Origin of the sequence: Nonomuraea sp. NPDC050478, assembly GCF_044458265.1 — a bacterium.
Lineage (GTDB): Bacteria > Actinomycetota > Actinomycetes > Streptosporangiales > Streptosporangiaceae > Nonomuraea > Nonomuraea ferruginea.
In genome coordinates this window covers 506,342-533,328 of record NZ_JBITHT010000001.1, presented here as the reverse complement: position 1 = coordinate 533,328, position 26,987 = coordinate 506,342, and the positions used below count along the sequence as shown (strand labels likewise).

Sequence of the window (26,987 nt, the reverse complement as noted above, 5' to 3'; positions counted from 1 at the left end):
CCGCTGCCGCGCATTGCGCGCACTTCCCGCGTCGGGTAGGCCACCTACCGTTCCGTCCCTCCGGGCCTTGGCGATCACGCCGGACTGGTAACGTCGCTGACCAGACTGATCAGGCGGCGGATTTCGCTCTGGGTGATGCGATGCACATCCGCTTGGCCCGCGTTTGCATCGCCACATACGATGGCAGGGTGTAAGAGATACGGACCCGGCGTCTCAGGATGCATGGGCATGATGACGGGCGACGACCCGACCCAAGGGCCGGCCCGTCAGGCGTCCCCATCGCCGATCCGTGTGATCTGCCACCGCCGCCGGCGGCGAATAAGAGCCGCAGTACCCATGCGTCCCAAACATCGTTCGCTTGCGGCGTATCGGGAACACGTCACCCCCGAACCATAGTTGGATGGAGGGTGAACGCCCTGCTCTCGGGGAACGCTCTCTGCTATAGAGCGCGTCAGCGGCAGAGGGCACGGTTCGCCGAGCCAGGGCTAGCATGCGGGATGACGGGACCGGATTTACCGGCCTGACTGACCGCTCTGTGAGGAGCGACGAGATGTTCGAGAGGTTCACCGACCGAGCAAGGCGTGTTGTCGTCCTGGCCCAAGAAGAGGCCAGGATGCTCAACCACAACTACATCGGCACTGAGCACATTCTTCTTGGTTTGATCCACGAAGGTGAGGGCGTGGCCGCCAAGGCTCTGGAGAGCCTCGGCATCAGCCTTGAGGGCGTGCGTCAGCAGGTCGAGGAGATCATCGGCCAGGGCCAGTCGGCTCCGTCGGGGCACATTCCCTTCACCCCGCGGGCCAAGAAGGTCCTCGAGCTGTCGCTCCGTGAGGCTTTGCAGCTGGGTCACAACTACATCGGCACCGAGCACATCCTGCTCGGTCTCATCCGCGAGGGTGAGGGTGTGGCCGCCCAGGTGCTGGTCAAGCTTGGAGCTGATCTCAACCGGGTGCGGCAGCAGGTAATCCAGCTGCTCCACGGTTACCAGGGCAAGGAGCCGGCCGCCGCCGGCGGCCCCCAGGAGTCGGCCCCGTCGACGTCCCTGGTGCTCGACCAGTTCGGCCGCAACCTGACCCAGGCCGCCCGCGAGGGCAAGCTGGATCCGGTCATCGGCCGTGAGAAGGAGATCGAGCGGGTCATGCAGGTCCTCTCCCGGAGGACCAAGAACAACCCCGTTCTCATCGGCGAGCCCGGCGTCGGCAAGACCGCCGTCGTCGAGGGCCTGTCGCAGAAGATCGTCAGGGGCGAGGTGCCCGAGACGCTGAAGGACAAGCAGCTCTACACGCTTGACCTCGGCGCCCTGGTCGCCGGCTCCCGCTACCGCGGCGACTTCGAAGAGCGCCTGAAGAAGGTGCTCAAGGAGATCCGCACGCGCGGCGACATCATCCTGTTCATCGACGAGCTCCACACGCTCGTGGGTGCGGGCGCCGCCGAGGGCGCGATCGACGCCGCCAGCATCCTCAAGCCGATGCTGGCCCGCGGCGAGCTGCAGACCATCGGTGCCACGACTCTCGACGAGTACCGCAAGTACCTCGAGAAGGACGCCGCGCTGGAGCGCCGGTTCCAGCCGATCCAGGTGGCCGAGCCCTCGCTCAGCCACACGATCGAGATCCTCAAGGGTCTGCGCGACCGCTACGAGGCCCACCACCGCGTGTCGATCACCGACGGCGCGCTGGTGGCCGCCGCGCAGCTGGCCGACCGCTACATCAGCGACCGCTACCTTCCCGACAAGGCGATCGACCTCATCGACGAGGCCGGCTCGCGCATGCGCATCCGCCGCATGACCGCGCCGCCGGACCTGCGCGAGTACGACGAGAAGATCGCCAACGTCCGCCGCGACAAGGAGTCCGCGATCGACGCGCAGGACTTCGAGAAGGCGGCTGCCCTCCGCGACCAGGAGAAGCAGCTCCAGCTCAAGCGCGAGCGGCGCGAGAAGGAGTGGAAGGCCGGCGACATGGACGTCGTGGCCGAGGTCACCGAGGAGCTCATCGCCGAGGTCCTGGCCACCGCCACCGGCATCCCGGTCTTCAAGCTGACCGAGGAGGAGTCGCAGCGCCTGCTCCGCATGGAGGACGAGCTCCACAAGCGGATCATCGGGCAGGACGACGCCATCAAGGGCCTGTCGCGGTCCATCCGGCGCACCCGCGCCGGTCTGAAGGACCCGCGGCGTCCCGGCGGCTCGTTCATCTTCGCGGGTCCGTCCGGTGTCGGTAAGACCGAGCTGTCCAAGGCTCTGGCGGAGTTCCTCTTCGGCGACGAGGACGCGCTGATCAGCCTGGACATGTCGGAGTTCATGGAGAAGCACACCGTCTCGCGGCTGTTCGGCTCGCCTCCCGGCTACGTCGGCTACGAGGAGGGCGGCCAGCTCACCGAGAAGGTGCGGCGCAAGCCGTTCTCCGTGGTCCTGTTCGACGAGATCGAGAAGGCCCACCCCGACATCTTCAACTCGCTGCTGCAGATCCTGGAAGACGGTCGCCTGACCGACGCCCAGGGCCGGGTGGTCGACTTCAAGAACACGGTCATCATCATGACCACCAACCTCGGCACCCGCGACATCTCCAAGGGCATCGGGGTCGGGTTCGCGAAGTCCAACGACGCCGACTCCAACTACGACCGGATGAAGGCCAAGGTCCAGGAAGAGCTCAAGCAGCACTTCCGGCCCGAGTTCCTCAACCGTGTCGACGACATCGTGGTCTTCCACCAGCTCACGCCCAACGAGATCATCAAGATCGTCGATCTGATGCTCGCGCAGGTGGCCGAGCGGCTGAAGGACCGCGACATGGGGCTCGACGTCTCGCCCGAGGCCAGGCAGCTGCTGGCCGACCGCGGCTACGACCCGGTCATGGGCGCCCGGCCGCTGCGCCGTACGATCCAGCGCGAGCTGGAAGACTCGCTGTCGGAGAAGATCCTCTACGGCGAGCTCCGTCCGGGGCAGGTCGTGAAGGTGACCATCGAGGGTGAGGGCGACGACGCCAGGTTCCTGTTCGCGGGAGAGGACGCCACTCAGGTGCCCGACTCCGCGGCGGCGATCGCCGGTTCCATCCAGAGCTGACCCAGTTCACGAAAACCCCCGTGCGCTCCGGCGCACGGGGGTTTTCGCATGTGGTGACGGGAAACGTTGCCGAATCGTTGAAGGGCGAGTGGCCCCGCCACGACAAGTAGTACTACTCTGTGTAGAGCTTCGCCAAGTCCTGTCCAAGTGATCCGCAAGAGCGTGTCTCTACGGTCGGGACTGCTCCCCTGGGAGTAGCAAGAGATCAACCCAGGGCTGACGCGCACGCCGCCACGGGCCGACATGCTCGGAGTGGCACCAGCGGGCGAGGGGGAAACCAGTGAGAGTCGTGGAGGAAACCGATGCGCCTGCGTCACGATGACGGAACGCTCGTTCACCTCGCCTACAACGCAGGCGTGCACCCCGCGGAGGATCTGGAGAACCTGATCGCCCATCTCACCCGCTACGCCGTGCCGGTGCGCAAGCGGCTCGGCGTGGAGCGGATGGGGGTCGGCCTGTGGCTCTCGCCCGCCGTCGCCGACCATCTGACCGCCGACCGCATAGAACTCGTCCGCCTGCGCCGCTCCCTCGAAGAGCGCGGCCTGGAGGTCGTCAGCCTCAACGGCACCGGCGGTCGCAACCAGGAGGCGCCCGGCCCCGACTGGGCCAAGCCCGAGCGCTACCGCTACACGATGGCGCTGGCCAAGATCCTCGCGTTCCTGCTGCCGGACGACATCCAGTCGGGCAGCATCTCCACCATCCCGATCGGCTGGCGCCGCGACTGGCCGGCCGACCTGCAGGCGATCGCCACCCGGCGGCTGGAGCGGCTCGCCCGCGAGCTGCGCGGCCTCCACAGCATCACCGGCAAGACGGTCAGGGTCGGTTTCGAGCCGTGGCCCGGCTGCGTGCTGGAGACCACGGAGCAGGCGCTGGAGCGGGTGCGCGGCATCGACTCCGACCACCTGGGCGTCTGCCTCGACGCGTGCCACCTGGCCCGCGGCGCCGAGGAGACCGGTGAGGCGCTGCGCGGCCTGGCCAAGACCGGCGCCCCCGTGGTCAAGCTCGGCCACGTGCACCACCACACCGGCGGGTCGCCCAACACCGGCGGCGTCCTGCACGACACCCTGACGGCGATGCTCTCCGGCGCGGTGAGCGGCAGCGCCCACATCGAGGTCGAGACCCACAACCTGGCGGTCCCGGGCCGCGCCAAGGGCCCCGGCGCCCTGGTCTCGCTCCTGGCCCAGGAGCTCGACTGGGCGCGCACCAGCCTCACCAGCCTGGGTCTCCAGCTCGCCGCCTGACCCGGGGACTGGTCCGGCGCCTCACGGGGCGCCGAACCAGCCCGGGATGTCGAGGCGCCACAGGTTGGCGGGGGTCATTGTGCGGAGGTCGGCCTCCAGCGCCCGCAGCCGGTCCTCGCCCAGCTCGGCGGCCCAGCGGGCGCGCAGGTCGTCGAAGATCGCGGCCGAGCGGGCGAGGGCGTCCATGCCGTACGGGGTCAGACGGACGATCTTGCGCCGGGTGTCGGCGGGGTCGCGGGTGCGTTCGACGTAGCCGATGCGTTCGAGTGCCTCGACGGTCTTGCCCGCGGCCTGCTTGGTGACGCCGAGCGTGCGGCCCAGGTCGACCGCGGTCGTGCCGTCGGGCCCGATGGCCTGCATGACGAAGCCGTGCATGGGCCGGATGTCCGGATGTCCCTGACGGCCCAGCTCGGCGTGGAGCTCGTCGATGAGCACCCGGAAGGCCAGGAAGAGGCGGAGCGGGAGTTCGAACCCCGGGGGTGTGCTTGACACGATAGACAACCTGGTTCACTATCTAGACAATGACGTTGTCTATCTTAGAGGAGCACCTGCCATGACCGTCATCCGCGACGCGCGGGCACGCAGGATCGAGACGCCCAACGGGACCATGACCACGCTCGCCTCGCCCACCCAGGGCGAGTCCCGCCAGGCCGTGTGGCGCGTGGACGCCAAGCCCGGCACGGCGGGCCCGCTGCACGCCTTCGACACCGAGTCGGTGTGGACCTGGCTGGCGGGCCGCTGCACCGTCCAGCTCGGCGGCGAACGGGTCGAGGTCGAGGCGGGCGACACCATGGTGCTGCCCGCCGGCGCGCTGCGCCGGTTGTTCGCCGACGAGCGGCACGGCTTCGCGGCGATCGTGGCCGCCCCCGCGGGCGTCCAGGTCTACAACCCGGACGGGCTCGACACCCCGGACGCCTGCGACCTCGTACCGGAAGGCACCCGCAGCATGCCCCTGCCCTGGGCCCGGTGACCACCCTCAGTACGGGTGCGTGTGGGCGTCGGCCCAGGAGGGTGCCCTGGGCCCGGTGGCCGGCTACACGGCAGGTGCGTGTGGGCGTCGGCCCAGGAGGGGGCCCTGGGGCCGGTGGCCCGCCTCACGGCAGGTGCGTGTGGGCCTCGGCCTAGGAGTGGAAGGTGTGGGTGCCCTGGGCCCGGTGGCCAGCCTCAGGGCGTGGGTCGGAACAGGTGGGTGTGGGCCTCGGCCCAGGAGCGGAAGGTGCGGGCCGGAGTGCCGGTGACCTTTTCGACCGTGGTGGTGACCGGCGCAGGGCCGGCGGTCATCGCGGCCTGGGCGCGCAGGACGTCGTCGGCCACGTGGGGCGGCCAGCCGCGGGCGAGCATCCGCTGCCGGGCCTCCTCGGGCGGCGCCTCCTCCCACCGTACGGGCCGGCCGACCGCCTCGCCTATGGCGCGCACCTGATCGGCCTGGGTCAGCGACTCCGGCCCGGTCAGCTCGTGGACGGCGCCCTCATGCCCCTCCTGGAGCAGCGCCGCGACCGCGACCGCGGCGATGTCCTGTTCGTGGACGAGCGACATGGCGGCCCGGCCGTATGGCTCGCGCACCATGTCCCCGGCGCGGATCTGCCCGGCCCAGCGCGACGCGTTCGCCGCGAAGGCATGCGGGCGCAGGACCGTCCACTCCAGACCGGACCGTTCGATCAGGCCCTCGGCCCGCCGCTCGTGCTCGCGCACCGTGGCGGAAGACAGGTAGACCAGCTTGCGGGCGTGCCCCGCCATCAGCGCCAGCACCGCCTCCAGCCCGTCCACCGAGGCGAACGGCCAGATCAGGAACACGGCGTCGACGCCGTCGACCGCCGGGGCCAGCGAACCGGGCGCCGACAGGTCGCCGCGCAGGGGCTGGACGCCGGGCGGGAAGCCCGCCGGGGTCCGGGACAGTGCCCGCACCTCGGCCCCGTCCTCCGCCAGCCGCGCCGTCACGTGGCGCCCGACCGTGCCGGTCGCCGCCGTCACCAGAATCCGTTGTGACACTTCTTTCCCTCCCCGAAGGACTCACTGATCGTCAACCGTAGGAGGAAGGCGCGCGACGGCCCATGCTCAGCTGTCGCGGATTCATACGCGATCGTCGTTCCCGCCCAGAGGCAGATCGTCGTTCCTGGCTAGAGGCAGTACGTGCCGTCCTCCAGGACCTGGGCCAGGCCGTCCGCGACGAGGCCGTCGAGCGCCCGCTCGCGCTGCACGGCGTCCTCCCAGACCGCGTCCAGCGCCGCCTTCGGCACCGGCCCGTGGGCGGCGCGCAGGACCGCGAGCAGGCGCCCGCGGCACTGGCGGTCGGTGCCCGCGTACGTCTGACCCTTGCGGGCGGGACCCGCGTGCGGCGGCTTGCCGGCCAGCCGCCACGCGCACACCCCCGCGATCGGGCAGCCCTCGCACCGGGGGGCGCGGGCGGTGCAGACGAGCGCCCCCAGCTCCATCACCGCCACTCCCCAGCGGGGCGCGCCCAGCTCGGGCAGGAGTGCCTCCGCGAGGCGGCGTTCGGCGGCGGAGGTGGCCGTCGGGGGATACTCCTCGGCCCGTACCGCCCGCGCGAACACCCGTCGCACGTTGGTGTCCAGGATCGCGTGCCGGCCGCCGAACGCGAAGCCGGCGACCGCGGCGGCGGTGTACTCGCCGATCCCCGGCAGGGCGAGCAGCGTCGCGTGGTCGGAAGGGACCTCGCCGCCGTGCCGCTCGGTGATGGCCGTGGCGCACGCGTGCAGGCGCAGCGCCCGGCGCGGGTAGCCGAGCCGCCCCCAGGCGCGCACGGCCTCGCCGGAGGGCTCCGCGGCCAGCGCCTTCGGAGTGGGCCAGCGGGCCATCCACTCGTGCCAGACGGGCAGCACCCGGGCCACCGGCGTCTGCTGCAGCATGATCTCGCTGACGAGCACTCCCCACGGGGTCCGGTCAGGGGTGCGCCAGGGGAGGTCCCGGGCGTTGTTTTCGTACCACTCCAGAATGGGAAGGTGTAGGAGTTTCGGCTCGATCACGCAGCCCAGCGTATGACGAGATGGCAAGGTCCGGCGTGTCGTCACGACGCGTCACCGGATGGTTACCCATCCTGGCGGCATGGATCCGGAAACCATGCGCGGAGACTCGGGAATCGGGGGCGACGTCTACTGGCGGCGGCGCATGAGCCTGCTCATCGGAGTGCTCGTGGTCGTTGCCGTGGTGGCGTGGGCCTGCTCCAGTTCGGGCGGCCCGGAGAAGCGGTCCGACGCCCAGGTCTCCCCCAGCCCCGCCCCGGTCACGGACCCGCTGCTGGCGGGGCTGCGCACGCTGGCCATGGGCACCGCCAGCCCGTCACCGACGCCCAGCCCGAGCAAGACCCCGCGCGCCAGGCGCGCGGGCGAGCCCTGCGACGACAAGGACCTCGTGCTCCACCTCCAGGGCAAGCAGGAGATCTACGCGAGCGGCGCGCGCCCGCACTTCATCGTCACCGTGGTCAACACCGGGCCGGTGATGTGCAAGGCCGACGTCGGCCCGCGGGCGCTGGAGATCCGCATCACCTCGGGCGAGGACCGCATCTGGTCCACGGCCGACTGCGTCAGCGGCCCGGGGACGGAGACGCGCGAGCTGCAGCGAGGCGTGCCCTACGTCCGCACCCTCGACTGGAACCGCCGCCGCTCCAGCGGGAGCTGCCGCGCCGACCCGCCCGCCGCCCTTCCTGGCACGTACGTGGTGGTGGCGCGCCTGGGCGAGCACAAGAGCCCGAAGGGCGTCTTCCATCTCCGCTGAGCCCGTCGCCGCTCACAGGACGTCTCAGAGGCGTACGGGGGGCGTCTGGTCAGACGTAGCGCTCCAGGATCGAGGACTCCGCGAGGCGGGAGAGCCCCTCGCGGACACTGCGGGCCCTGGACTCGCCGACGCCGCCCACGGCCTGGAGGTCGTCGATGCTGGCCGCCAGGAGCTTCTGCAGACTGCCGAAGTGGTTGACCAGGCGGTCGACCACGGTGGCGGGCAGCCGGGGCACCTTGGCCAGCAGGCGGAACCCGCGCGGGCTGACCGGGCTGTCGAGCTTGTCGCCGCCGTTGTGGCCCAGCAGGCCGGCGACCACCGTCAGGTCGAGCAGCTCGTTGCCGGACAGCGCGTCGAGATCGTGCAGGGCGTCGGACAGGCGGCGCTGGCGGCGGCTCGACGGGGCCGGCAGATAGTCGCGCACCACCAGCTCCCGCTCGGAGTCGACGCCGGAGACCAGCTCGTCGAGCTGCAGGGACAGCAGCCTGCCGTCGGTGCCGAGCTCGACCACGTAGCCCTTGATCTCGTCGGAGATGCGCCGGACCATCTCCAGCCGCTGCGCCACGGCCGCCACGTCGCGCACGGTGACCAGATCCTCGATCTCCAGGGCGGAGAGCGTGCCGGAGACCTCGTCGAGGCGGTGCTTGTAGCGCTCCAGGGTGGCCAGGGCCTGGTTGGCCTTGGACATGATCGCGGCCGACTCTTCGAGCACGTAGCGGATGCCGTCGAGGTAGAGGGCGATGATCCGCATGGACTTGCTGATAGCGATGATCGGCAGGCCCGTCTCCTTGGCCACGCGCTGGGCGGTGCGGTGGCGGGTGCCGGACTCGTCGGTGGGGATGGTGGGGTCGGGAACCAGGTGGACGGCGGCGCGCACGATCTTGTGGTCGTCGCTGATGACGATCGCCCCGTCCATCTTGGCCAGCTCGCGCAGCCTGGTGGCGGAGAAGTCGACGTCGAGATGGAAGCCGCCGCTGCAGAGGCGCTCGACCATCTTGTTGTAGCCGAGAACGAGCAGGCCGCCTGTCTGCCCGCGCAGGATCCGCTCCAGACCGTCGCGCAGTGGTGTGCCCGGGGCCACCGCGGCCAGGGCTTCGCGACGGCGGTCGTCAAGACTCCTGTCGTTTGGCACCTGACCCCCGTGTCGAAATAGTCAAGCCCAGCTTAGCCGCGCCGTCTCACTCTCTCCTCCGCCTTTGGGCGGGTCATACCACGGTAGCGAGTCACCCGGGTCCGGGTTCAACGGCCGGCGGCATCCCACCGCTCCCGGGCCGCCGCCATGGTGTCCCTGTGCTCCCTCGACCAGTCGGCCAGCCGCTCGACCGTCTCGGCGAGGCTCCGGCCGACCGGCGTCAGCCGGTACTCGACCTGCGGCGGGATCGTGGGGTACGCCGTCCGCTCGACGAGCCCGTCCCGGCACAGCCGCCGTGTCGTCAACGTCAGCATCCGCTGCGAGATGCCGGGGATCGCCCGTTGCAGCTCCCTGAACCGCCGCACGCCTTTGGCCAGCTCCACTATCACCAGCACCGTCCATTTGTCGCCGAGACGGTCGAGCACATCGCGGATGCCGCAGTCGTCATCCCCGCACGGCCCGGGGGCCTGGGGGGTTACCTCCGTGTTCGCGACTGACATGAAAGTGCCTCCTTAAAGTCGGCGCCCGGACGCCCCATGCTGGGCGTCATTCACCTTTTCGCGCACCTCAACAACAGGAGTGGTCTCATGATTCTCGTCACCGGCGTGTCGGGGAAACTCGGCAGTGCGATCCTCGCCGGGCTGCGGGCCGTGGACGGGCTGGTGACGGTCGGGGCCAGCAGTTCCGGCGACGGCGCGGTGGTGCGGCTCGCCGACTTCGACCGGCCGGAAACGCTGGAGCCGGCCTTCGCGGGCGTGGACGTGCTGGTGTTCGTCTCGGCGGGGTACGCCGAGGACGACGTCGTGCTGGCCCGCCACGGCGCCGTGGTGCGGGCGGCCACCGCCGCCGGAGTCCGGCACGTGATCTACACCAGCCTGGCCGGCTCGGGGGAGCGGCTCACGATCGCGCTCGCGCACCGCTGGACCGAGGCGCGGCTGGCCGAGGCGCCCTTCGACGTCACCGTCCTGCGCAACGGCCTGTACGCCGAGATCCCGGCCGGGCTGGCCGTGGCCGGGGCCGCCGCGGCGGCGGCGAGCGGGGTGTTCGCCGCGCCGCTCGGCGACGGGCGGCTGTCGGCCGTCGCACGCGACGACCTGGCCGCCGTGGCCGTGCGGGTGGCGGCCGAGGCGCAGGAGGACCTGACGTCGGGGGCGTCGGGGGCGCAGCGGCGGCACGCGGGCCGCACGTACGAGCTGGAGGGCGTGGAGGCGGTCGGCGGGCGGGAGCTCGCCGAGGCGCTGGCCGAGACCCTCGGCCGGCCCGTCGAGTACCGGCCGGCGCCGCTGGGCGAGACGCGGGCGTCGCTGGCCGGGCTGGAGCCCTACCAGGTGGGGCACACGATGTCGACGTTCTCCAACATCGGCGCGGGGCTGCTGGAGAGCCGCGGCGGTGACCTGACGGCGTTCCTGGACGCGCCGCGGCCGGTGCGCGACCTGGTCACGGCGGCGGTCAAGTCGGCCCTGGGAGGCTAGCGCCCCCTCAGGTCCTCAGAGGTACGGGTCAGGTCACGTGGGTGAGGGCGTCCCAGACGTTCTCCGCCTCGACGACCTCGAAGCCGGGGGCGAAGGCGACCGGGCCGACCGGGACGAGGGAACGCTGGCCGTTGGGCTTGCGGGTGCCCTCGTCGAGGGAGCCGACCGGGACCAGGCCGCGCTTGAAGCCGAGGCGGGCGGCTTCGGTGAGGCGGCGGCGGACGTCCTTGACGGGGCGGAGCTCGCCCGCGAGGCCGACCTCGCCGAGCGCGACCAGGCCCGCCGGGAGGGGCTTGTCGCCCGCGGCGCTGGCGACGGCGAGCATGACCGACAGGTCGACGGCCGGGTCGCTGAGCTTGATGCCGCCCACGGTGGCGGTGAAGACGTCGCAGCCGCCCAGCCGGGCGTTGAGCCGGCGCTCCAGCACGGCGAGGACCATCTGGACGCGGTAGGTGTCGAGGCCGGAGGAGGTGCGCCGCGGCTGCTGGGCCTCGGTGCGCGCCACCAGGGCCTGGACCTCGGCGGGCAGGGGGCGGGTGCCCTCGACCGTGACGGTCACGCAGGTGCCGGGGACGGGGTCGGAGCGGCGGGAGACGAACAGGCCGCTGGGGTCGGTGATGCCCTCGATGCCGCGCTCGTGCAGGTCGAAGCAGCCGACCTCGTCGGTGGGGCCGAACCTGTTCTTGATCGCGCGTACCATGCGGAGCCGGGAGTGGCGGTCGCCCTCGAAGTTGAGCACCACGTCGACGAGGTGCTCCAGGGTGCGCGGGCCGGCGATGGAGCCTTCCTTGGTGACGTGGCCGACCAGGACGGTCGACATGTCGCGCTCCTTGGCCAGCCGCACGAGGTTGGCCGCGACCTCGCGGACCTGGGTGACGCCGCCGGGGACGCCGGTGGCCTGGGCGGAGCCGACGGTCTGCACCGAGTCGACCACGAGCATGCGGGGTTGGATCTTCTCCACGTGGGCGATCAGCGCCGACAGCTCGGTCTCGGCCGCCAGGTAGAGGCGGTCGCGGATGGCGCCGATGCGGTCGGCGCGGAGCCGGACCTGGGCGGCCGACTCCTCGCCGGTGACGTAGAGGACGGTCTCGCGCTCGGCGATGCGGGCGGCGGCCTCCAGCAGCAGTGTCGACTTGCCGATGCCGGGCTCACCGGCCAGCAGCACGACCGCGCCGGGCACCAGGCCGCCGCCGAGCACCCGGTCGAGCTCGCCGACGCCGGTGGTGCGGGCCGCGGCGATCTCGGCCTTGACCTGGCCGATCGGCATCGCCGGGGCGGTGGTGGCGCCGGCCTGGACGACGTGCGCGCCGGCGCGGCCGCCCTCCTCGTCGACGGTGCCCCACGCCTGGCACTCGCCGCACCGGCCGACCCACTTGGGGGTGCGCCAGCCGCACTCGGCGCAGCGGTATCCGGGCTTCTGCGCAGTCTTGGCCATGGCGAGCAGGCTAGCGGGCCGGACCGACAAGCCGCCGCTACGCCAGGCCCAGCTCCTTGACGAGCATGCGCTTGGGCCGGGCGCCGACGATCTGCCTGACCGGCCGGCCGTCCTCGAACAGCAGCAGCGTGGGCAGGCTCATGACGCCGTAGCGGGCCTGGATCTCGGGGTGGTGGTCGGTGTCGAGCTTGCCGATGGTCAGCCCGTGCTCGGCCTCGATCTCCTCCAGCACGGGGGCGATCATCTTGCAGGGCGGGCACCATTCGGCCCAGAAGTCGACGAGCACCGGCTTGCCCGCGCCGAGCACCTGCTCGTCGAAGTTGTCCGTGGTGAGCGTGATCATGTGTCTCCTCTGAAGAAGCAGCCTTCGCACGATCCGGCGAGTTGCGCGGCGACCTCCGCGCGGCGGGTCAGCAGCAGCCGGATCTCGTCGTCGATCTCGGCGAGCTTGCGCTGGTAGACGGCCATCGACTCGGGGCAGGACCCGCCGCTGTCGTGGCCCGAGCGCAGGCAGTCGACGAACGGGCGGGTGTCCTCCAGCGTGAACCCGACCGACAGCAGGGCGCGGATCTCCGACACGAGCCGGACGTCCGCCTCCGCGTAGTGGCGGTAGCCGTTGGCGCTCCTGTGGGCGCGCAACAGCCCGTGCTGCTCGTAGTAGCGGAGCGAGCGGGTGCTCACCCCGGTCCGCCGGGCCAGCTCTCCGATGCGCATGCGCTCAAGGTAAACGTTGACACCGGCGTCAAGGTCAAGCGCTCAGAAGTAGCGCCAGCGGAGCACGTTGGGATAGGCCAGCTCCAGGCCCGGCGTCTCGGCGATGGCCTGCTCGGCCACCTCGGGGGCGAACTCGATGCGCAGCACCGCCTCCAGATCGGCCCGCCGCTCGAAGACCATGCGCAGGTCGAGCCGCCGCCGCTGCCAGCCCTGGCGGTCCCAGAACGCCTCCACCTTCGGCGCGGAGTAGGCGGGGACCGTGCGCTGGAACCACCGGCCGAACGCGCCCCCGGTGGCGTCGAGGTCGAGGACGAAGGCCGCGCCGCCGCGCCGTACGACCCGCGACAGCTCGCGCAGGCCCGGCTCGCAGCCGGGCCCGAAGAAGTACGCCCAGCGCGCGATCGCGACGTCGACCGAGGCGTCCGGCAGCGGCAGGTCCTGGGCGGCGGCTTCGCGCACCTCGACGGACGGGAGCGCGGCGCACCGGCGGCGGGCCGCGGCGGCCAGGTCGCGGTGCGGCTCGACGCCGATCACCCGGGCCGCCTCGGCGGCGTAGCCCGGCAGGTGGTAGCCGGTGCCGCAGCCGATGTCGAGCACGGTCGCGCCCTGCCACGGCCGGAGTTTCCGCATCGCCGCGCCGGCGATGTCGTCGGGGTCGACCGCGCGGTTCTCCAGCTCGTACACCTGCGGTGTGTTCCAGATGTTGGGGCTCGGGATCGCGCCTCGGACCGTCCTGGGCATGCGACAACCGTACGGGGTGGCGCGCCGGCACGGGACATCCGGCTTAGGCTGGCAACGTGGCTGATGTCATCCGCGTGCCCAATGCGAAGATCGCATTGTCCACCGCTTCGGTATATCCGGAACGCACGCCTGATGCGTTCGAGCTGGCTGCCCGGCTGGGCTACGACGGTGTCGAGATCATGGTCGGCGCCGACCCGGTGAGCCAGGACATCGACGTGATCGAGCGGCTCTCCGACCATTACGAGGTGCCCGTCCTCGCCATCCACGCGCCCTGCCTGCTCGTCACCCAGCGGGTGTGGGGGCGCGACCCGTGGGCCAAGCTGGTCCGCGCGCAGAAGGCGGCCGAGCGGCTCGGCGCCTCGGCCGTCGTCGTGCACCCTCCGTTCCGCTGGCAGCGCGACTACGCCCGGGAGTTCGAGGTCGGGCTGGCCCGCATGCGCGACGAGACCGACGTGATCTTCGCGGTCGAGAACATGTTCCCCCTCAGGGCCCGCGGCAACGACGTGGTGCCCTACTCGCCCGACTGGAACCCGACCGACTACGACTTCCCGCACGTCACGCTCGACCTGTCGCACACCGCCGTGTCCGGCTCCGACGCCATGGACATGGCGACCAAGCTCGGCGACCGGCTGGCGCACCTGCACCTGGCCGACGGCATGGGGGTCACCAACAAGGACGAGCACCTGGTGCCCGGCAGGGGCAACCAGCCGTGCGCGCCCATGCTGGAGCGCCTGGCCCGCAACGGCTACGACGGCCTGGTCGTCCTGGAGATCAACACCCGCAAGGCGGCCAGCCGCTCCGAGCGCATCGACGACCTGGCCGAGGCGCTCGCCTTCGCCCGGCTCTACCTGGCGGCCTCGACATGACCCATGAGCGCCTGCGCACGGGGCCGAGCCGCGAACTCGGCCTGGCGTTCGAGCGGGTGGCCGACGCGTACGACGCCGGCCGGCCCGGCTATCCCGACGAGCTCTACCACGCGCTGGTGGAGGTGTCCGGCGTGCCGCTCGGCGGCGCCACGGTGGTCGACGTGGGGGCCGGCACCGGGAAGCTCACGCACGCCCTGCGCGCCCGCGGCGCCCGGGTCGTCGCGGTCGATCCGGGCGCGGAGATGCTCGCCAGGCTGCGGGCCAAGGGCACGGCGGGGGTGGCCGCGGTGCGGGCCGACGGCAACGCGCTGCCGCTGGCGGGCCGGTCCGCCGACCTGGTGACGTACGGCCAGTCCTGGCACTGGCTCGACCCGGTGGCCTCGATCGAGGAGGCCAGGCGGGTGCTGCGGCCGGGCGGGGCTGTCGCCGCCTGCTGGAACTTCGCGCACGCGGCCCAGGCCGAGTGGCTGGCCGCCCACGAGGAGCGGTTGGCCGGGGCGTGCCCCACCTACTGGGGGCCGGCCACGGAGGAGTGGTCGGTGCCGCCGATCGCGGCCGCGTTCGAGGTGGTGGAGGAGCGCTGGATCCCGTGGACCCGCCTGGTCGGGATCGAGGACTTCCTGCTCGACCTGCGTTCTCACTCGTACATGGCGGCGATGCCGGAAGCCGAGGCCGACGCGCTGGTGGAGCTGCAGCGGGCGGAGCTGCGCCGTGAGTTCCCGGACGACGTGGTGTCGGTGCCGATGCGGGTCTACCTGGCGGTAGGCCGGTGAGCACCATCAAGAGGCGTCCGGGGCGGCGTCCCGGCTCGGCCGACACGCGCGGGGAGATCCTCGCGGCGGCCCGGAAGGTCTTCGCCGAGAAGGGCTTCGACAAGGCCACGGTGCGCGGCATCGCCAGGGAGGCGAAGGTCGACCCGGCGCTGGTCCACCACTACTTCGACACCAAGGAGGGCATGTTCGCGGCGGCGATGCGGCTGCCGATCACGCCTGACCTGGTCGTCTCGGTGCTGCTCGACGGCCCCCGTGAAGAGCTCGGGAGGCGGCTGGTTACCATGATGCTCACGGTGACCGGTGATCCCGAGACCCGTGAGCCGATGATCGCGCTGGTCCGCTCAGCCATGACCCACGAGCAGTCGCGCGTGCTGTTCCGCGAGTTCATCACCAACGCCCTGCTCTACAGGGTGGCCGACCACCTCGGGATCCCCCATCTCCGGATCGAGGCCGCCTTCTCGCAGATGTTCGGGGTGATCGTGGCCCGTCACGTGCTGCGGCTGGAGCCCATGGCGAGCGCCGAGCCCGAGGAACTGGTGGAGCTGCTGGCGCCGACGATTCAGCGCTATCTCACACTGTAGAGCATTGTTCTGGAGCTGATCCTCACCATAAGGTGAAACTCGGTTACCTCCAGGAAGTTACTCGCGGGTAGGATCCCGGCGGGGCCAGGTCAGCGGGGTGACCGTACGCTGACAAACAACGTCGTTGTGGGAGGACCCGTGCTCTGGGTAGCCATCATCGGGCTCGTGATGACCGTCGTGGCGGTGGCCGTCGCGGGCCGCAGGGCTCTGTTCCTGTTCAAGCTCGCCACGGTGGGCCCGCCGGCCCCCGAGCGCGTGCAGTACGCCAAGGACAACGCCGGCGCCGAGATCAAGACGCAGCTGGTGGAGGTGCTCGGCCAGAAGAAGCTGCTCAAGTGGACGCCGTCCGGGGTGGCGCACTTCTTCGTCATGTGGGCGTTCTTCATTCTGCTGACCGTCTACATCGAGGCGTACGGCGCGATCATCCAGGGTGCGATCACCGGCCGGCCGAACTTCCACATCCCGTTGATCGGGCAGTGGCCGGTACTCGGGTTCCTGCAGGACTTCATCGCGGTGGCGTGTCTGCTGGGCCTGGTCGCCTTCGCGATCATCCGGTTGCGTGAGTCGCCGGCCAAGCTGGGCCGCGGGTCGCGGTTCTCCGGCTCGCACCTGGGCGGCGCGTGGCTCGTGCTGTTCATGATCTTCAACATCATCTGGACGCTGTTCCTGGCGCGCGGCGCGGCGGCGGCCAACGGCAACCTGCCGTACTCCTCCGGCGCGTTCGTGTCGATCCCGCTGGGCCAGGTGCTGCCGGCCAGCGGGCTGCTGGAGGAGATCGCGCTGCTCCTGCACATCGGCTTCATGCTGGTGTTCCTGATCATCGTGGTGAACTCCAAGCACCTGCACATCTTCACCGCGCCGCTGAACGTGCTGTTCTCGCGCCGCCCGGACGGCATGGGCGCGGTGCCGGAGATGCGCGTCGACGGCAAGCCGGTCGACTTCGAGGACGAGGACCTGGATCCGGAGCGGCTGGGCCGGGGCAAGATCGGTGACACCACGTGGAAGGGGTTCCTGGACTTCTACTCCTGCACCGAGTGCGGGCGTTGCCAGTCGCAGTGCCCGGCGTGGAACACCGACAAGCCGCTGTCGCCGAAGATGCTCATCCTGGACCAGCGTGACCACGCCTTCGCGGTGGCGCCGTACCTGATGGCCGCCGCCAACGGGGGCAACGGGCACGAGGACACCGACGTGCTGGCGCTGCTGAACAAGCCGCTGGTGGGCGAGGAGGGTGTGATCCACCCGGACGTGCTGTGGTCGTGCACGAACTGCGGCGCGTGTGTGGAGCAGTGCCCGGTGGACATCGAGCACATCGATCACATCATCGACATGCGTCGTTACCAGGTGATGGTGGAGTCGTCGTTCCCGTCGGAGGCGGGGGTGATGGTGAAGAACCTGGAGAACAAGGGCAACCCGTGGGGCATGTCGGAGATGAAGCGGGCCGACTGGATCGCCGAGCTCGATTTCGAGGTCGAGCTGGTCGAGGAGAAGATGCCTGAGGACGCCGAGTACCTGTTCTGGGTGGGCTGCGCCGGCGCGCTGGAGGACCGGGCGAAGAAGACCACCAAGGCGGTGGCGGAGCTGCTGCACATCGCCGGGGTGAAGTTCGCGGTGCTCGGCCCGATGGAGGCGTGCACCGGTGACCCGGCCCGTCGGCTGGGCATGGAGTACCTGTTCAACATGCTGGCCCAGCAGAACATCGAGACGCTGAACGAGGCCGGGGTCAAGAAGATCGTCGCCACCTGCCCGCACTGTTTCAACACGCTGGCCAACGAGTATCCGCAGCTGGGCGGCATGTTCGAGGTCGTGCACCACACCCAGCTGCTGGCCAAGCTGGTGGACGAGGGCAAGCTGACCCCGATCACGCCGATCGAGGAGAAGATCACCTACCACGACCCGTGTTTCCTGGGCCGGCACAACAAGGTCTACTCCCAGCCCCGCGACATCATGTCCAAGGTGCCCGGCGTGCAGACGCAGGAGATGCACCGGCACAAGGACCGCGGTTTCTGCTGCGGCGCGGGCGGGGCGCGGATGTGGATGGAGGAGCGGATCGGCAAGCGCATCAACACCGAGCGGGTGGACGAGGCGCTGACCACGGATCCGGACACGGTTTCCACCGCGTGCCCGTTCTGCATGGTGATGCTGGGGGACGCGATCAATGAGAAGAAGAACAGCGGCGAGGCCAAGGAGTCGCTGGAGGTCGTCGACGTCGCGCAGCTCCTGATCAAATCGGTGAAGACCCCCGTCTGACCCGGAAAGTGAAACTCCTCCACAGGTGTCTGTGGAGGAGTTTCGCCGGTCAAAGGGGGTGATCGCCGGAAATCCGGCATCCACATAACGGGTAAATCACGGTAACCTCAACGTCGCATGGCTCTATTCGACGGGGAGGGGGGCTCGTGATGAGCGTTGTCGTGACAGACTCCGAAGTCACCCTTGCCGACGTCCTCTCCCTCCGGCTCGCCATGGAGGAGCCGCTGAAGAGCGGCACCGAGCTGGTGCTGCGCCACCGCACCAGCGGCGTGGAGCGAGAGGTGACGCTCGGCACGCCGGGCGCCGTCGCGCGCGAGGCCACCGTCGCCGTGTCGCTGGCCCCGCTGCTGCTCACCGCCGGGCGCTGGGACGCCTACCTGCGCCACCAGGGCAAACGCAACAGGCTGCGCAGCATCGACCCCGGCTTCTCGCTCGACCATCTCGACGCGTACGCGCTGTGCAAGCGCACGCTCGCCTACCGCTCCTACCGCACCCGCAACGGCTATCTGGCGCTGAAGATCGACGACGCCGCGCCCGTGGCGGAGGTGCGCGCGGTCTGGTTCAGGGAGGGCCGCTTCGAGGTGACCGGCCTGCTCGCCTACACCGGCCTGGAGGACGACGACTCCCGCCACGAGGCCATGCTGGCGCTGCAGCGCAGGCAGACGGGCGCGCGCGTGTCGGCCAACGCCACCGTCCAGGGTGTGCGCTTCCACGCCGCGGTCTCGCTGGTCGACGTGCTCGCCGCCGACCCCGAGGCCTCGGGTACGTGGGAGCCGTCGCTGGAGGTGGACGGGGTCGGCGAGCCGTTGCGGCTGGGCGGCTGGCTCGACGACGTCGACGGCAAGCGGCGCCGCCTGCACTACCCGTCGGCCCGCATCGACGGCGTGCCCATCAAGCCCTCCTACACCGCCGACGACGAGCTGCGCATCGAGGTGGGCGGGTGAAGGTCACCTTCCTGCTCTCCTCCGCGTACGCGATGCGGGGAGACGTGCGCTCGGCGCTCAACCTCGCGGGCGCGCTGGCCCAGCGGCACGAGGTCGAGGTGATCAGCCTCAGGAGGCAGAAGGAGAAGCCGTTCTTCCCGGTCGCCGCGGGCGTGACCATGCGCTCGGTGATCGACGTGAGGCCAGGCGTCCGGCGTCTGTTCCCACAGGGGCAGGTGCGCACGGAGGTGGCGCTGTGGCGGATGCTGCGCTCACTCAGAAGTGACGTTCTCGTCACCGCCAGGCCGGGGCTCAGCGTCCAGGCCGCGCGGCACGCCCCGCGCGAGATCCTGCGCATCGCCCGCGAGTGGGGCAGGCCGGCGGTGCCCGGCCCGGTCAAGAAGCTCTACCCGCGCCTGGACGCCGTCGTCGCGGCCACCGAGCCGGCCCGCGAGGAGTGGGCCAGGCTGCTCGACTCCGGGCCGCACGTGCACGCCATCCCCGACGCGCTGCCCGGCTCGCCGTGGCCGCGCTCGCGGATGGACAACCGCATCGTGGCGGCGGGCGGCCGCTGGGTGGCCGCCAAGTCGTACGACAGGCTGATCCGCGCCTTCGCCGTCGTCTCCGCCGAGCGCCCCGACTGGCGGCTCAGGCTGTACGGGAGCGGCCCCGAGGAGCGGCGGCTGCGCGCGCTGGTCGACGAGCTGGGCCTGCACAACCACGTCTACTTCATGGGCACCACCCCCGATCTGACCGGGGAGTTCGCCAAGGCGTCGATCGTGGCCAACACCTCCCACACCGCCGACCTCGGCATGACCGTGCTGGAGGCGATGGGGTGCGGGGTGCCCGTGGTGGCGTTCGAGGGCACCCACGGGCCCGCCGAGTTCGTGGCCACCGGCTACAACGGCGTGCTGGTGCCCGAGGCCGACGAGCGGGCGTTCGCCGGGGCGATACTGGCGCTCATCGGCGACGAGCGCAGGCGGCGCTCGCTGGCCGCCGGGGCGCTCGACACGGCCATCCGCCACGCCGCCGACGAGGTGGGCGAGCAGTGGGAGAAGCTGTTCGCGGGGCTCCGCTGAGTGATACCCGGAGCGGGTACCTTAGATGTATGCATGGGTACAGCGGAGACAAGCAGGCCTATCTGACGCGGCTCAGGCGCATCGAAGGGCAGATCAGGGGTTTGCAGCGCATGGTCGACGACGACGCCTACTGCATCGACGTCCTCACCCAGGTCTCCGCCGCGACGCGGGCGTTGCAGGCGGTGGCGCTGGGGCTGCTGGAGGAGCACATCTCCCACTGCGTCGCCGACGCCATCGCCACCGGTGGCCCGGAGGCCGACGCGAAGGTCAAGGAGGCCTCGGCCGCGATCGCGCGACTCGTCCGTTCGTAGGAGGGCCGCCCCCGGGAGGACTAGTCATCGTGAGCCACCCCGTACATGACATGTCCCGGACCCCTGGGGGAGTCCGGGACCAAGTCATGTGATCGTCTTCAGCGACTCGCCGAAGTCCGCAATCCGAGCGCGTCGTCGAGCTCGTCCAAGGTCAGCCGCCGCTCGCTGACAGCGACGGCGGTGAGCACCTCGGCGTAGAGCGCAATCTCGTCCAACGCGACACGGTCATGGACCCGAGTGTCCAAGTTTTCGTGCCCCACCGCGTCGTCCTTCCTTCCGCAGCCCACACCCTCTCCGAGGTTACGGCGCGGGCCCTTCCGGCGACATGGCCCATCGGAGTCATTCCTTTCGTCGCCGATGAGGCCCCAAGGGGATCATTTCCCCGGGTAGAGATCACAATTCAGCTAATAACGCGTGATCTTAAGTGTTAGAACGATATAGGCGGAGTTAGGGTGAAATAGCGGCATTAGTGGTTTACGTGTGACTCATGGGGTCGTCGCGCTCCAGGACCAGGCGGCGCACCAGCGCGGCCGACCCCGCGAACCCCCGCTCCGGCACCCGCGCCCCGGACACCCGATGCCAGGCCAGCCCCACCGCGTACGCGGCTCCCAGCACCGCGGCCGTACTGGCACGGTCGGGTGGCATCATGCCGGTGCCGGCCTCGTCGCGCACGTGCGTGAACCCGCCCCGCAGGTCGGGCGGACCGGCCCCCGGCAGCCGGAGCCGCCGCGTGCCGGTGTCGTCCGGAGTCGTTTCCGAAATGTGACCTGTACTCAACTTATTGGGCCCCGGAATGCCCCCCGTTCCCGTAACGGGGCCGCCCGGGACGGGGAGCGGGCCGGAGCCGGTGAGCGGGCCGGTAAACGACTCGTTATCGGGGTTCCGGTATTGACCGGAAAAGCCTCCGGAGGGCCGCACGGGAAAACCCTCCGGCTCGGTCCGCTCGCCCGCCGACGTGCTCGTCAGGCCCGCCCGCAGCAGCTCCTCGTACGCGTGACGGAGCCGGTGGTCGAGCCGGGGCGGCAGCAGCCCCTTGGAGTCGGACAGGTCCGCCAGATAGGCGGCGGCGGCCCGCGGCGGGTCGGTCGTGAAGGCCAGCGCCTCGACGAGGTCGTAGACCGTGTGGGACAGGTGGGCCTCCGGGTCGGTCTCCGCCATCACCGCCCGGGCCAGCCGCGGCGGGCAGCGGCGCAGCCAGGCCCGGCGCAGCTCCTGGTCCCCGCGCGCGGCCGCGTGGTCGTCCAGCCCCGGCTTCCGCAGCTCGGGCTCCACCATCGTGAGCAGCGCCAGCGCGCGCGGCCTGAACCGGGTGTCGGACAGCAGGATGTGAGCCGTGTCGGCGATCAGCGCGGCCAGGCGCAGCGCGGTGCGCGGGTGGCCGGCCCGCAGCCGCTCGCCAACCAGCGCGACCAGGCCCGCCAGCGGCGGCGCCGGCAGCCAGCGCACCCACTCGTCGCCCGGCAGCGACCGGCGCAGGAACTGGCCGAACATGGTGATCAGCCGCTCGTTGCCGTCGAAGGCCGGCGCGTACGCGCACCACATGATCGTGCCCCAGATGGCCGCCACCGTGCTGGGCACGTCGGAGGCGAAGACGTCGTCGAAGGCGGCGAGAGGATAGTCGAGCTCGCTCCTGCGGCAGTTGGCCCGCAGCAGGTCGTTGACGCGCTCGCACAGCTTCGGCGGCACGTCCGGGCCGACGAAGGCCTGCGTGGAGCCCGGCTCTGCGGCGAAGTCGGGGCCGCCGGGGATGATCTTCGGGGGCAGCGCGGCCGGGGAGTGGCCCACCTGCCGGGCGCGGATGCGCCGGGGCGGCGGCGCGGGGTGCCAGCGGCCGTCGGCCGGGTCGTGCAGGTGCCAGCGCGCGTGCGCGCCGAACAGCCACCGGTCGCCGTCGCGGGTCACCAGCGTCCTGGCGGCGATCGCGTGCGCGCGGGTGTCGCCGGGCAGCCCCTGCCAGCGCGGGTCGTCGACCATCGCGCGGATCTCCGCCTCCGCGGCGGTGAACGCATTCCAGGGGCGCACGGCGGCCATCGTAGTAGTCCGTCCGTAACCGAAGGTTGGCAGTACACGGCAGAATGTCCGCTATGAGGGCGAGACTGGCGGGCATGATGGCGGTCGTGGGTGTGGTGAGCGGGTGCGGGACGATCACGGCGGCCCAGCCGCCGCTGGAGGGGCCCGGTGTGCTCACGCTGGAGAAGGCCCAGCCCCCCACGCCGGGCGGCGAGGTTGGCGGCGCCTCCACCGAGTTCGCGTCCGCCAAGGACCTGTCGATGTGGCTCAAGCTCAGCGAGAAGGAGAAGGACGTCGACCGGCTCGCCAAGATGGACGTCGGCAAGACGGCCAAGGGCGCCATGTACCTGGAGCCCAAGACCTCCGCCTGGTTCGACGGCTTCCGCGGCCCGTTCGTCTACCAGGACCTGGCCGGCGACATCGTCATGCACGCCAGGGTGAAGGTCGAGGGCAGGAGCGGCGGCAAGCCCAGGCGCAAGTTCTCGCTCGGCGGCCTGATGGCCCGGGTGCCGGACTCGTACGACAACGCCAACTGGGTGTCGATCACCACAGGCACGACCGACAGGACCGGCCGGCTGGAGTCGAAGTACACCAGGGACGGCAGCTCCAAGCCCAAGGAGACAGCCGTCAAGAGCGGCTGGACGGAGTTAGTGCTGGCCCGGGTGGGCAGGGTGTGCGCCGCGCTCTACAAGGAGGAGGGCGGCGAGTGGAAGGTGGCCGACCGCTGGCCGACCGAGTTCCCCGAGGTGCTGCAGTGGGGCATGGTCGCGTACACCGACTGGGACAGCTACTACGCGCTCAAGAAGGACCACGTCAAGGGCAACGCCAAGCAGGTGAAGGGGCAGCCCGACCTGAAGATGACCGTCGACTACGTGCGGTTCCTCCGGCCGGAGCTGCCCGATTACGCCGACCCGCTGAACACCGCGTCGGTCTCGGACGAGGTGCTGATCAAAGTGGTGACGCCCGCCGATGCCTGAGCGCCGCCGCCATGTAGGTGTCGGGCGTGCGGGCGAAGGACGCCCGGTCGTCGTCGGTCAGCTCGCGTACGATCTTCCCCGGCACCCCCGCCACCAGCACGCCGGCCGGGATCTTCTTGCCGGGCCCGATCAGCGCGCCCGCCGCGACGAGCGTGCCGGCTCCCACGTGGGCCCCTCCCAGCACGATCGCGCCGATGCCGATCAGCGCGCCGGACTCGACGTGGGCGCCGTGGATCATGGCCTTGTGCCCCAGGCTCACCCGGGGCTCCAGGATGGCTGGCTCGCCGGGGTCGGCGTGCAGGCAGCACAGGTCCTGGACGTTGCACTCCTCACCGATCTCGATGCGCTCACTGTCCGCCCTGAGAACGGAGCCGTACCAGATGCTCGACGCCCGGCCGATCGAGACCCTGCCGACCACGACGGCGCCAGGGGCGACGTACGCGTCCGGGTGGATCTCCGGGGCCGCCCCGTCGTCCAATGCAGCGATGTACATCTGACCCATCGTAATTCCCGCCGTTTCCTGCCCGGCTCTGGCATTCCGGTTGCGGGTGTGGGCAGTTGGCAGGAAAGTCGATTACTGACGTCTCGTCGTCACACCCTCACAATCCGCAGTTATCCCCCGCCTCACGCGAATTAGGTAATCCCCATGACACAACGGCACGACAGCATCCCCGACCTCATGCAGGACGACACCTTCGAAGTGGCCATGCGCGGCTACAACCGCCGCCAGGTGCACGACTACATGGCCAGGACCGGCAATCAGATCAGGGACCTGGAGGAGCGGCTGGCGCGGGCGATCGACCAGGCCGAGCAGAGCCGGGTCGAGCTCGCGGAGGCCAGGCGGCAGATCGCCGAGGTGCCCCAGAACTTCAACCCGAGCACCCGGCTGGAGCAGATTCTCAAGCTCGGCCACGAAGAGGCCACCGCCATGCGGGAGGAGGCCGAGGCCGAGAGCAGCGCCCTGCGCGAGTCCGCGAAGACCGAGTCCGACCGGCTGCTGACCTCGGCCCGCGAGACCGCCGACAAGATGCTCACCTCCGCGCAGGCGGAGGCGGAGCGGCGGGTCGCCGAGGCCACCGAGGCGGCCGAGCGCATGCTGGCGCAGGCCGGGGCCGACGCCGAGGAGGCCCGCTCGTCGGCGCGCGCCGAGGCGGAGACCCGGGTGCGTGAGGCGCAGGCCGAGGCCGAGCGCACGGTCACCGCGGCCCGGGAGGAGTCCGAGCGGATGGTCGCCTCCGCGACGGCCGAGGCGGAGCAGACCATGGCAGGGGCGCGGGCCGAGGCGGAGCGGACGGTGGAGGCCGCCCGCGCGGAGGCCGAGGCGTCACTGGCGGCGGCGCAGCAGCGGGTGGCCTCGCTCGACGAGCACGCCGGCCGCCGCGTGGAGTACCTGAGCAACACCCACAACGAGGTGGTCCGCAGGCTGAACGAGGTCAACTCGGTGCTCAGCGACCTGATGCGCAAGGAGGCGGGGGCGGGCCCGCTGGTGCCGGAGGCGATCGCGCCGCCGGCCGCGCAGCAGGAGCTCCCGAGCGGGCAGGAGCAGGACGACGTGCGGGTCATCGTCGAGGACGAGGAGCCGCGAGAAGAGCGGTCGGTGGACGACACGGACGTCAACCTGGGACGTCTGGAGCTGCGCAAGTAGCGGGTGGAAGCCTCCGCCCCCGATCGGGTCGGAGGCTTCCACGCGTGCCCCCTCTTGGTGGCCCGGTGCCGGGGCCGCCGAGACGCAGGACCCGGCACCGGGCGGATCGTGGTGGCGGCGGGTGAGGCGCCCGCCGCTCACGGAGGTGCCGGGCCGGCGCGCCGCTCGGGCTCGCCGGCTCGTCTCTCCTGGTCCCGGAGCTGCTCGCGCAGGTCTTCCGGGTCGTCCGCGTCGATGGTCATCGCACAGCCGGCGTCGCGCTGCTCGGCGCTGATCGGGTGGTGGCGCGTGGCCCACCAGCGGCCGGCATCGCTTCGCCAGATGGTCCACTGCGGGTACTCCCGGGCGATTTCGGCGAGATGCCGATCAAAGGTCATCCACACCGCCCTTCCAAGAGCCCCTGGCCGAGGTTCCATCCGCTTCGAGCGTGCGCCACTTCTCTAGAGAACGCAATGATCGTGGGGGACAGGTCAACCTATCGCTTGACATCCGCCCTTGATTCAGGCGTCGAAGTCGTACTGGAGTACGTATGCCGCGGCGTCCAGGACCATTTCGTTGACCTCCACGGGCATTCCGGCGGTGGCGTAGGCGGTGCGGTCGACGACGATGACGGGGGTGCCGGCCGGCAGGCCGAGCAGGGCGCTCTCGCGAGGGCTGGGCATGCGGGCGCGGACCTCCTCGGTGAAGTGGGCCGGGGGGAGTTCGAGGTCGCGCAGCCTGGCGTAGACGCCTCCTGGCCCGGTGTCGGCCTCGGTGATCGGGCTGCCCTCCACGAGCCGCGCGGGGAAGTAGGAGGTGGCCAGCTGCACGGGCCTGGCGTCGACCAGGTAGCGGCGCCTGCGGACCCAGACGTCGGGGCCGCCGAGCACGTTCGCCACCTCGTCGGGGGCCTGTTCGCGGGCCACCTCGACCTGGTCGACGGTGAAGGGGCGGCCGCGGGTGTCGGCGTCCCAGATCGATCGTCCCTGCCCCCATTGTTCGCGTGCCAGGCGGCGGGAGCCGTGCCTGCGTATGGGTTTGAACAGTCGCACGTAGACCCCCGAGCCTCGCTTCGGCACCGCCAGACCTTCGTTGATCAGAACCGCGAGCGCCTGCCTGGCCGTGGCCCGGGCGATCGCGTACTCGGTCATGAGCGTGTTCTCGCCTGGTAGCCGGTCCCCGTCGCGCAGGTCGCCGGAGTGGATCCGGTCGCGGAGTGCGTCGGCGATCTGGCGGTAGATAGGAGGTTCTTGGGGTACCGGGGATTCAGACACAGTTAGATCACCCTCTGTCACCAACCGGGTTTGGCGTCTCCAGAGAACTTGCCCCGTCTTGTCCACGATCGCACAGATACGGAGGTTGGTCGCGAGTCTCTTTTTGCGCGGTGTGTGCCTGTGTGGTGACATCGGCCGGTTTTTGTGCAGCCGTTATCCCCGAACTGGTTCGCCCGTTACGGCTTTCGCCCACCAGCGGCGAGTAATCAGCGCCGCCGCCACCGCACCGGCCGTGTTGATCAGCACGTCGTCCACGGACGAGAACCGGCCGAGCCGCAGGACGTACTGCAGGGTCTCCACGAGCAGCGAGGCGGCCCCCGCGACGGCCGCCACGCGGGCCGGCGAGGCCATCCTGGCGGTGCGCACCGGGAGCAGCGCGCCGAGCGCGGCGAACACCAGCAGGTTGCCTCCGACCTGCACGAACGCCGTCTCCCACGGCGATCGGACCACCGCGGCGAGGTCGGCGAACGGGATCAGGTTGACGCCCTCCTGGCCGGTTCCCGGGGTGAGGATCATCCAGATCCAGGGCGCGGTGCCGGCCGCGATCCCGACGTCGGCCAGGGCGGTGCGCAGGGGCGCGGCGTGCCCGCGGCGGGCCCGGCGGCGCGACAGCAGCACGACGGCCAGAGCAGCGAGGGGAAGGGCAAAAGTACCAGCAATAATGACGTTTCCCCATAATTCCCACGTGCGCGCCACCGGACCATGATGTCCGCAGGCGACGGCTACGGGAAGATGACCCTCAGGACAGGTCCCGGCCGGGGAAGCGTGAGCGGCATGGCGCGCGTCGGCGCGGCGAGAGACGA

28 protein-coding genes are annotated in these 26,987 nt (G+C 70.8%); 14 read left to right on the top strand and 14 right to left on the bottom strand.

What is annotated here, in order from left to right; all coding sequences use genetic code 11:
* The first annotated feature begins 550 nt into the window (after positions 1-550).
* Together ACIBF7_RS02520 and ACIBF7_RS02515 are read left to right on the top strand one after the other, a co-directional pair.
* Positions 551-3,052 (top strand): ATP-dependent Clp protease ATP-binding subunit, encoded by a 2,502-nt coding sequence (locus tag ACIBF7_RS02520; protein WP_148035607.1) that lies wholly within the window; start codon positions 551-553, stop codon positions 3,050-3,052.
* A gap of 302 nt (positions 3,053-3,354) precedes the next feature.
* The gene (locus ACIBF7_RS02515) at positions 3,355-4,293 is read left to right on the top strand and encodes a TIM barrel protein (protein WP_148035606.1); all 939 of its coding nucleotides are present in this window, start codon (positions 3,355-3,357) and stop codon (positions 4,291-4,293) included.
* Positions 4,294-4,314: 21 nt separating this feature from the next.
* Here ACIBF7_RS02515 and ACIBF7_RS02510 read toward each other — a convergent pair whose 3' ends face one another.
* Positions 4,315-4,785 (bottom strand): MarR family winged helix-turn-helix transcriptional regulator, encoded by a 471-nt coding sequence (locus tag ACIBF7_RS02510; RefSeq protein WP_148035605.1) that lies wholly within the window; start codon positions 4,783-4,785, stop codon positions 4,315-4,317.
* Positions 4,786-4,846: 61 nt separating this feature from the next.
* On the opposite strand from ACIBF7_RS02510, the gene ACIBF7_RS02505 reads away from it, so the two are divergent.
* Entirely contained in the window at positions 4,847-5,263 is a 417-nt protein-coding gene (locus ACIBF7_RS02505) for a cupin domain-containing protein (protein ID WP_271275964.1), read from the top strand.
* 194 nt (positions 5,264-5,457) lie between these two features.
* On the opposite strand, the gene ACIBF7_RS02500 is transcribed toward ACIBF7_RS02505, so the two are convergent.
* Positions 5,458-6,282 carry an NAD(P)H-binding protein gene (locus ACIBF7_RS02500; protein ID WP_397196193.1) on the bottom strand — a complete coding sequence of 275 codons (825 nt, stop codon included), beginning with the start codon at positions 6,280-6,282 and terminating at the stop codon, positions 5,458-5,460.
* Positions 6,283-6,410: 128 nt separating this feature from the next.
* Positions 6,411-7,277 (bottom strand): A/G-specific adenine glycosylase, encoded by an 867-nt coding sequence (locus ACIBF7_RS02495; protein ID WP_271275966.1) that lies wholly within the window; start codon positions 7,275-7,277, stop codon positions 6,411-6,413.
* A gap of 79 nt (positions 7,278-7,356) precedes the next feature.
* On the opposite strand from ACIBF7_RS02495, the gene ACIBF7_RS02490 reads away from it, so the two are divergent.
* Positions 7,357-8,025 carry a hypothetical protein gene (locus tag ACIBF7_RS02490; protein WP_187281520.1) on the top strand — a complete coding sequence of 223 codons (669 nt, stop codon included), beginning with the start codon at positions 7,357-7,359 and terminating at the stop codon, positions 8,023-8,025.
* 49 nt (positions 8,026-8,074) lie between these two features.
* Here the strand turns inward: ACIBF7_RS02490 and disA are convergent, their stop codons facing one another.
* Positions 8,075-9,157, bottom strand: a complete 1,083-nt coding sequence (gene disA, locus ACIBF7_RS02485) for a DNA integrity scanning diadenylate cyclase DisA (protein WP_397196192.1) — start codon at positions 9,155-9,157, stop codon at positions 8,075-8,077.
* Positions 9,158-9,264: 107 nt separating this feature from the next.
* The gene (locus ACIBF7_RS02480; RefSeq protein ID WP_271275967.1) at positions 9,265-9,657 is read right to left on the bottom strand and encodes a helix-turn-helix domain-containing protein; all 393 of its coding nucleotides are present in this window, start codon (positions 9,655-9,657) and stop codon (positions 9,265-9,267) included.
* Between the two features lie 87 nt (positions 9,658-9,744).
* Between ACIBF7_RS02480 and ACIBF7_RS02475 the strand changes: the two genes are divergently transcribed.
* Positions 9,745-10,629, top strand: a complete 885-nt coding sequence (locus ACIBF7_RS02475) for an NAD(P)H-binding protein (protein WP_271275968.1) — start codon at positions 9,745-9,747, stop codon at positions 10,627-10,629.
* Between the two features lie 28 nt (positions 10,630-10,657).
* Here the strand turns inward: ACIBF7_RS02475 and radA are convergent, their stop codons facing one another.
* The 4 genes from radA to ACIBF7_RS02455 are packed head-to-tail and all read right to left on the bottom strand — an operon-like array spanning position 10,658 to position 13,519.
* Positions 10,658-12,064, bottom strand: a complete 1,407-nt coding sequence (radA, locus tag ACIBF7_RS02470; RefSeq protein WP_148035599.1) for a DNA repair protein RadA — start codon at positions 12,062-12,064, stop codon at positions 10,658-10,660.
* Between the two features lie 37 nt (positions 12,065-12,101).
* Positions 12,102-12,407 (bottom strand): thioredoxin, encoded by a 306-nt coding sequence (gene trxA / locus ACIBF7_RS02465; protein WP_148035598.1) that lies wholly within the window; start codon positions 12,405-12,407, stop codon positions 12,102-12,104.
* A complete protein-coding gene (locus tag ACIBF7_RS02460) occupies positions 12,404-12,778 on the bottom strand; it encodes a MerR family transcriptional regulator (RefSeq protein WP_148035597.1) in 375 nt (124 codons plus the stop codon). Before ACIBF7_RS02460 ends, trxA begins: the two co-directional genes overlap by 4 nt.
* A gap of 42 nt (positions 12,779-12,820) precedes the next feature.
* On the bottom strand, positions 12,821-13,519 hold the full coding sequence (locus tag ACIBF7_RS02455; protein ID WP_364229161.1) for a class I SAM-dependent methyltransferase: 699 nt from the start codon (positions 13,517-13,519) through the stop codon (positions 12,821-12,823).
* A 56-nt stretch (positions 13,520-13,575) separates the two neighbouring features.
* Here ACIBF7_RS02455 and ACIBF7_RS02450 point away from each other — a divergent pair, with 56 nt between their 5' ends.
* From ACIBF7_RS02450 to ACIBF7_RS02420, 7 genes are all read left to right on the top strand, one after another.
* Positions 13,576-14,385 (top strand): sugar phosphate isomerase/epimerase, encoded by an 810-nt coding sequence (locus ACIBF7_RS02450; protein WP_148035595.1) that lies wholly within the window; start codon positions 13,576-13,578, stop codon positions 14,383-14,385.
* A complete protein-coding gene (locus ACIBF7_RS02445) occupies positions 14,382-15,158 on the top strand; it encodes a class I SAM-dependent methyltransferase (RefSeq protein WP_397196191.1) in 777 nt (258 codons plus the stop codon). The genes ACIBF7_RS02450 and ACIBF7_RS02445 overlap by 4 nt, the downstream gene beginning before the upstream one ends.
* Positions 15,155-15,739 carry a TetR family transcriptional regulator gene (locus ACIBF7_RS02440; RefSeq protein ID WP_148035593.1) on the top strand — a complete coding sequence of 195 codons (585 nt, stop codon included), beginning with the start codon at positions 15,155-15,157 and terminating at the stop codon, positions 15,737-15,739. The genes ACIBF7_RS02445 and ACIBF7_RS02440 overlap by 4 nt, the downstream gene beginning before the upstream one ends.
* Positions 15,740-15,877: 138 nt before the next feature.
* Positions 15,878-17,986 (top strand): (Fe-S)-binding protein, encoded by a 2,109-nt coding sequence (locus ACIBF7_RS02435; protein ID WP_397196190.1) that lies wholly within the window; start codon positions 15,878-15,880, stop codon positions 17,984-17,986.
* A 161-nt stretch (positions 17,987-18,147) separates the two neighbouring features.
* Positions 18,148-18,930 (top strand): hypothetical protein, encoded by a 783-nt coding sequence (locus ACIBF7_RS02430; RefSeq protein ID WP_271275972.1) that lies wholly within the window; start codon positions 18,148-18,150, stop codon positions 18,928-18,930.
* Positions 18,927-19,988: a glycosyltransferase gene (locus tag ACIBF7_RS02425; RefSeq protein ID WP_397196189.1), complete on the top strand. Its 1,062-nt coding sequence runs from the start codon at positions 18,927-18,929 to the stop codon at positions 19,986-19,988. Before ACIBF7_RS02430 ends, ACIBF7_RS02425 begins: the two co-directional genes overlap by 4 nt.
* 29 nt (positions 19,989-20,017) lie before the next feature.
* Positions 20,018-20,299: a metal-sensitive transcriptional regulator gene (locus tag ACIBF7_RS02420; protein WP_049560737.1), complete on the top strand. Its 282-nt coding sequence runs from the start codon at positions 20,018-20,020 to the stop codon at positions 20,297-20,299.
* A gap of 474 nt (positions 20,300-20,773) precedes the next feature.
* On the opposite strand, the gene ACIBF7_RS02415 is transcribed toward ACIBF7_RS02420, so the two are convergent.
* Positions 20,774-22,321, bottom strand: coding sequence for a hypothetical protein (locus tag ACIBF7_RS02415; RefSeq protein ID WP_397196188.1), 1,548 nt, complete (start codon positions 22,319-22,321; stop codon positions 20,774-20,776).
* A 62-nt stretch (positions 22,322-22,383) separates the two neighbouring features.
* Here ACIBF7_RS02415 and ACIBF7_RS02410 point away from each other — a divergent pair, with 62 nt between their 5' ends.
* Entirely contained in the window at positions 22,384-23,286 is a 903-nt protein-coding gene (locus ACIBF7_RS02410; protein WP_397196187.1) for a hypothetical protein, read from the top strand.
* Here ACIBF7_RS02410 and ACIBF7_RS02405 read toward each other — a convergent pair.
* Positions 23,258-23,779, bottom strand: a complete 522-nt coding sequence (locus ACIBF7_RS02405; RefSeq protein WP_397196186.1) for a gamma carbonic anhydrase family protein — start codon at positions 23,777-23,779, stop codon at positions 23,258-23,260. The genes ACIBF7_RS02410 and ACIBF7_RS02405 overlap by 29 nt on opposite strands.
* A 153-nt stretch (positions 23,780-23,932) precedes the next feature.
* Between ACIBF7_RS02405 and ACIBF7_RS02400 the strand changes: the two genes are divergently transcribed.
* Positions 23,933-24,931: a hypothetical protein gene (locus tag ACIBF7_RS02400; RefSeq protein ID WP_219542762.1), complete on the top strand. Its 999-nt coding sequence runs from the start codon at positions 23,933-23,935 to the stop codon at positions 24,929-24,931.
* 137 nt (positions 24,932-25,068) lie between these two features.
* On the opposite strand, the gene ACIBF7_RS02395 is transcribed toward ACIBF7_RS02400, so the two are convergent.
* The 3 genes from ACIBF7_RS02395 to ACIBF7_RS02385 form a co-directional block, all read right to left on the bottom strand.
* Positions 25,069-25,308, bottom strand: a complete 240-nt coding sequence (locus ACIBF7_RS02395; protein WP_148035585.1) for a hypothetical protein — start codon at positions 25,306-25,308, stop codon at positions 25,069-25,071.
* A gap of 123 nt (positions 25,309-25,431) precedes the next feature.
* Entirely contained in the window at positions 25,432-26,184 is a 753-nt protein-coding gene (locus ACIBF7_RS02390) for a GntR family transcriptional regulator (RefSeq protein WP_271275977.1), read from the bottom strand.
* Between the two features lie 153 nt (positions 26,185-26,337).
* Positions 26,338-26,802, bottom strand: a complete 465-nt coding sequence (locus tag ACIBF7_RS02385) for a VanZ family protein (protein ID WP_397196185.1) — start codon at positions 26,800-26,802, stop codon at positions 26,338-26,340.
* Between the last annotated feature and the right edge of the window lie 185 nt (positions 26,803-26,987).

Coding starts and splice junctions, on each gene's coding strand:
- ACIBF7_RS02520 (WP_148035607.1), top strand. CDS start 551: ATGTTCGAGAGGTTCACCGACCGAGCAAGGCGTGTTGTCGTCCTGGCC.
- ACIBF7_RS02515 (WP_148035606.1), top strand. CDS start 3,355: ATGCGCCTGCGTCACGATGACGGAACGCTCGTTCACCTCGCCTACAAC.
- ACIBF7_RS02505 (WP_271275964.1), top strand. CDS start 4,847: ATGACCGTCATCCGCGACGCGCGGGCACGCAGGATCGAGACGCCCAAC.
- ACIBF7_RS02490 (WP_187281520.1), top strand. CDS start 7,357: ATGGATCCGGAAACCATGCGCGGAGACTCGGGAATCGGGGGCGACGTC.
- ACIBF7_RS02480 (WP_271275967.1), bottom strand. CDS start 9,657: ATGTCAGTCGCGAACACGGAGGTAACCCCCCAGGCCCCCGGGCCGTGC.
- ACIBF7_RS02475 (WP_271275968.1), top strand. CDS start 9,745: ATGATTCTCGTCACCGGCGTGTCGGGGAAACTCGGCAGTGCGATCCTC.
- radA (WP_148035599.1), bottom strand. CDS start 12,064: ATGGCCAAGACTGCGCAGAAGCCCGGATACCGCTGCGCCGAGTGCGGC.
- trxA (WP_148035598.1), bottom strand. CDS start 12,407: ATGATCACGCTCACCACGGACAACTTCGACGAGCAGGTGCTCGGCGCG.
- ACIBF7_RS02460 (WP_148035597.1), bottom strand. CDS start 12,778: ATGCGCATCGGAGAGCTGGCCCGGCGGACCGGGGTGAGCACCCGCTCG.
- ACIBF7_RS02455 (WP_364229161.1), bottom strand. CDS start 13,519: ATGCCCAGGACGGTCCGAGGCGCGATCCCGAGCCCCAACATCTGGAAC.
- ACIBF7_RS02445 (WP_397196191.1), top strand. CDS start 14,382: ATGACCCATGAGCGCCTGCGCACGGGGCCGAGCCGCGAACTCGGCCTG.
- ACIBF7_RS02420 (WP_049560737.1), top strand. CDS start 20,018: ATGCATGGGTACAGCGGAGACAAGCAGGCCTATCTGACGCGGCTCAGG.
- ACIBF7_RS02410 (WP_397196187.1), top strand. CDS start 22,384: ATGAGGGCGAGACTGGCGGGCATGATGGCGGTCGTGGGTGTGGTGAGC.
- ACIBF7_RS02405 (WP_397196186.1), bottom strand. CDS start 23,779: ATGTACATCGCTGCATTGGACGACGGGGCGGCCCCGGAGATCCACCCG.
- ACIBF7_RS02400 (WP_219542762.1), top strand. CDS start 23,933: ATGACACAACGGCACGACAGCATCCCCGACCTCATGCAGGACGACACC.
- ACIBF7_RS02395 (WP_148035585.1), bottom strand. CDS start 25,308: ATGACCTTTGATCGGCATCTCGCCGAAATCGCCCGGGAGTACCCGCAG.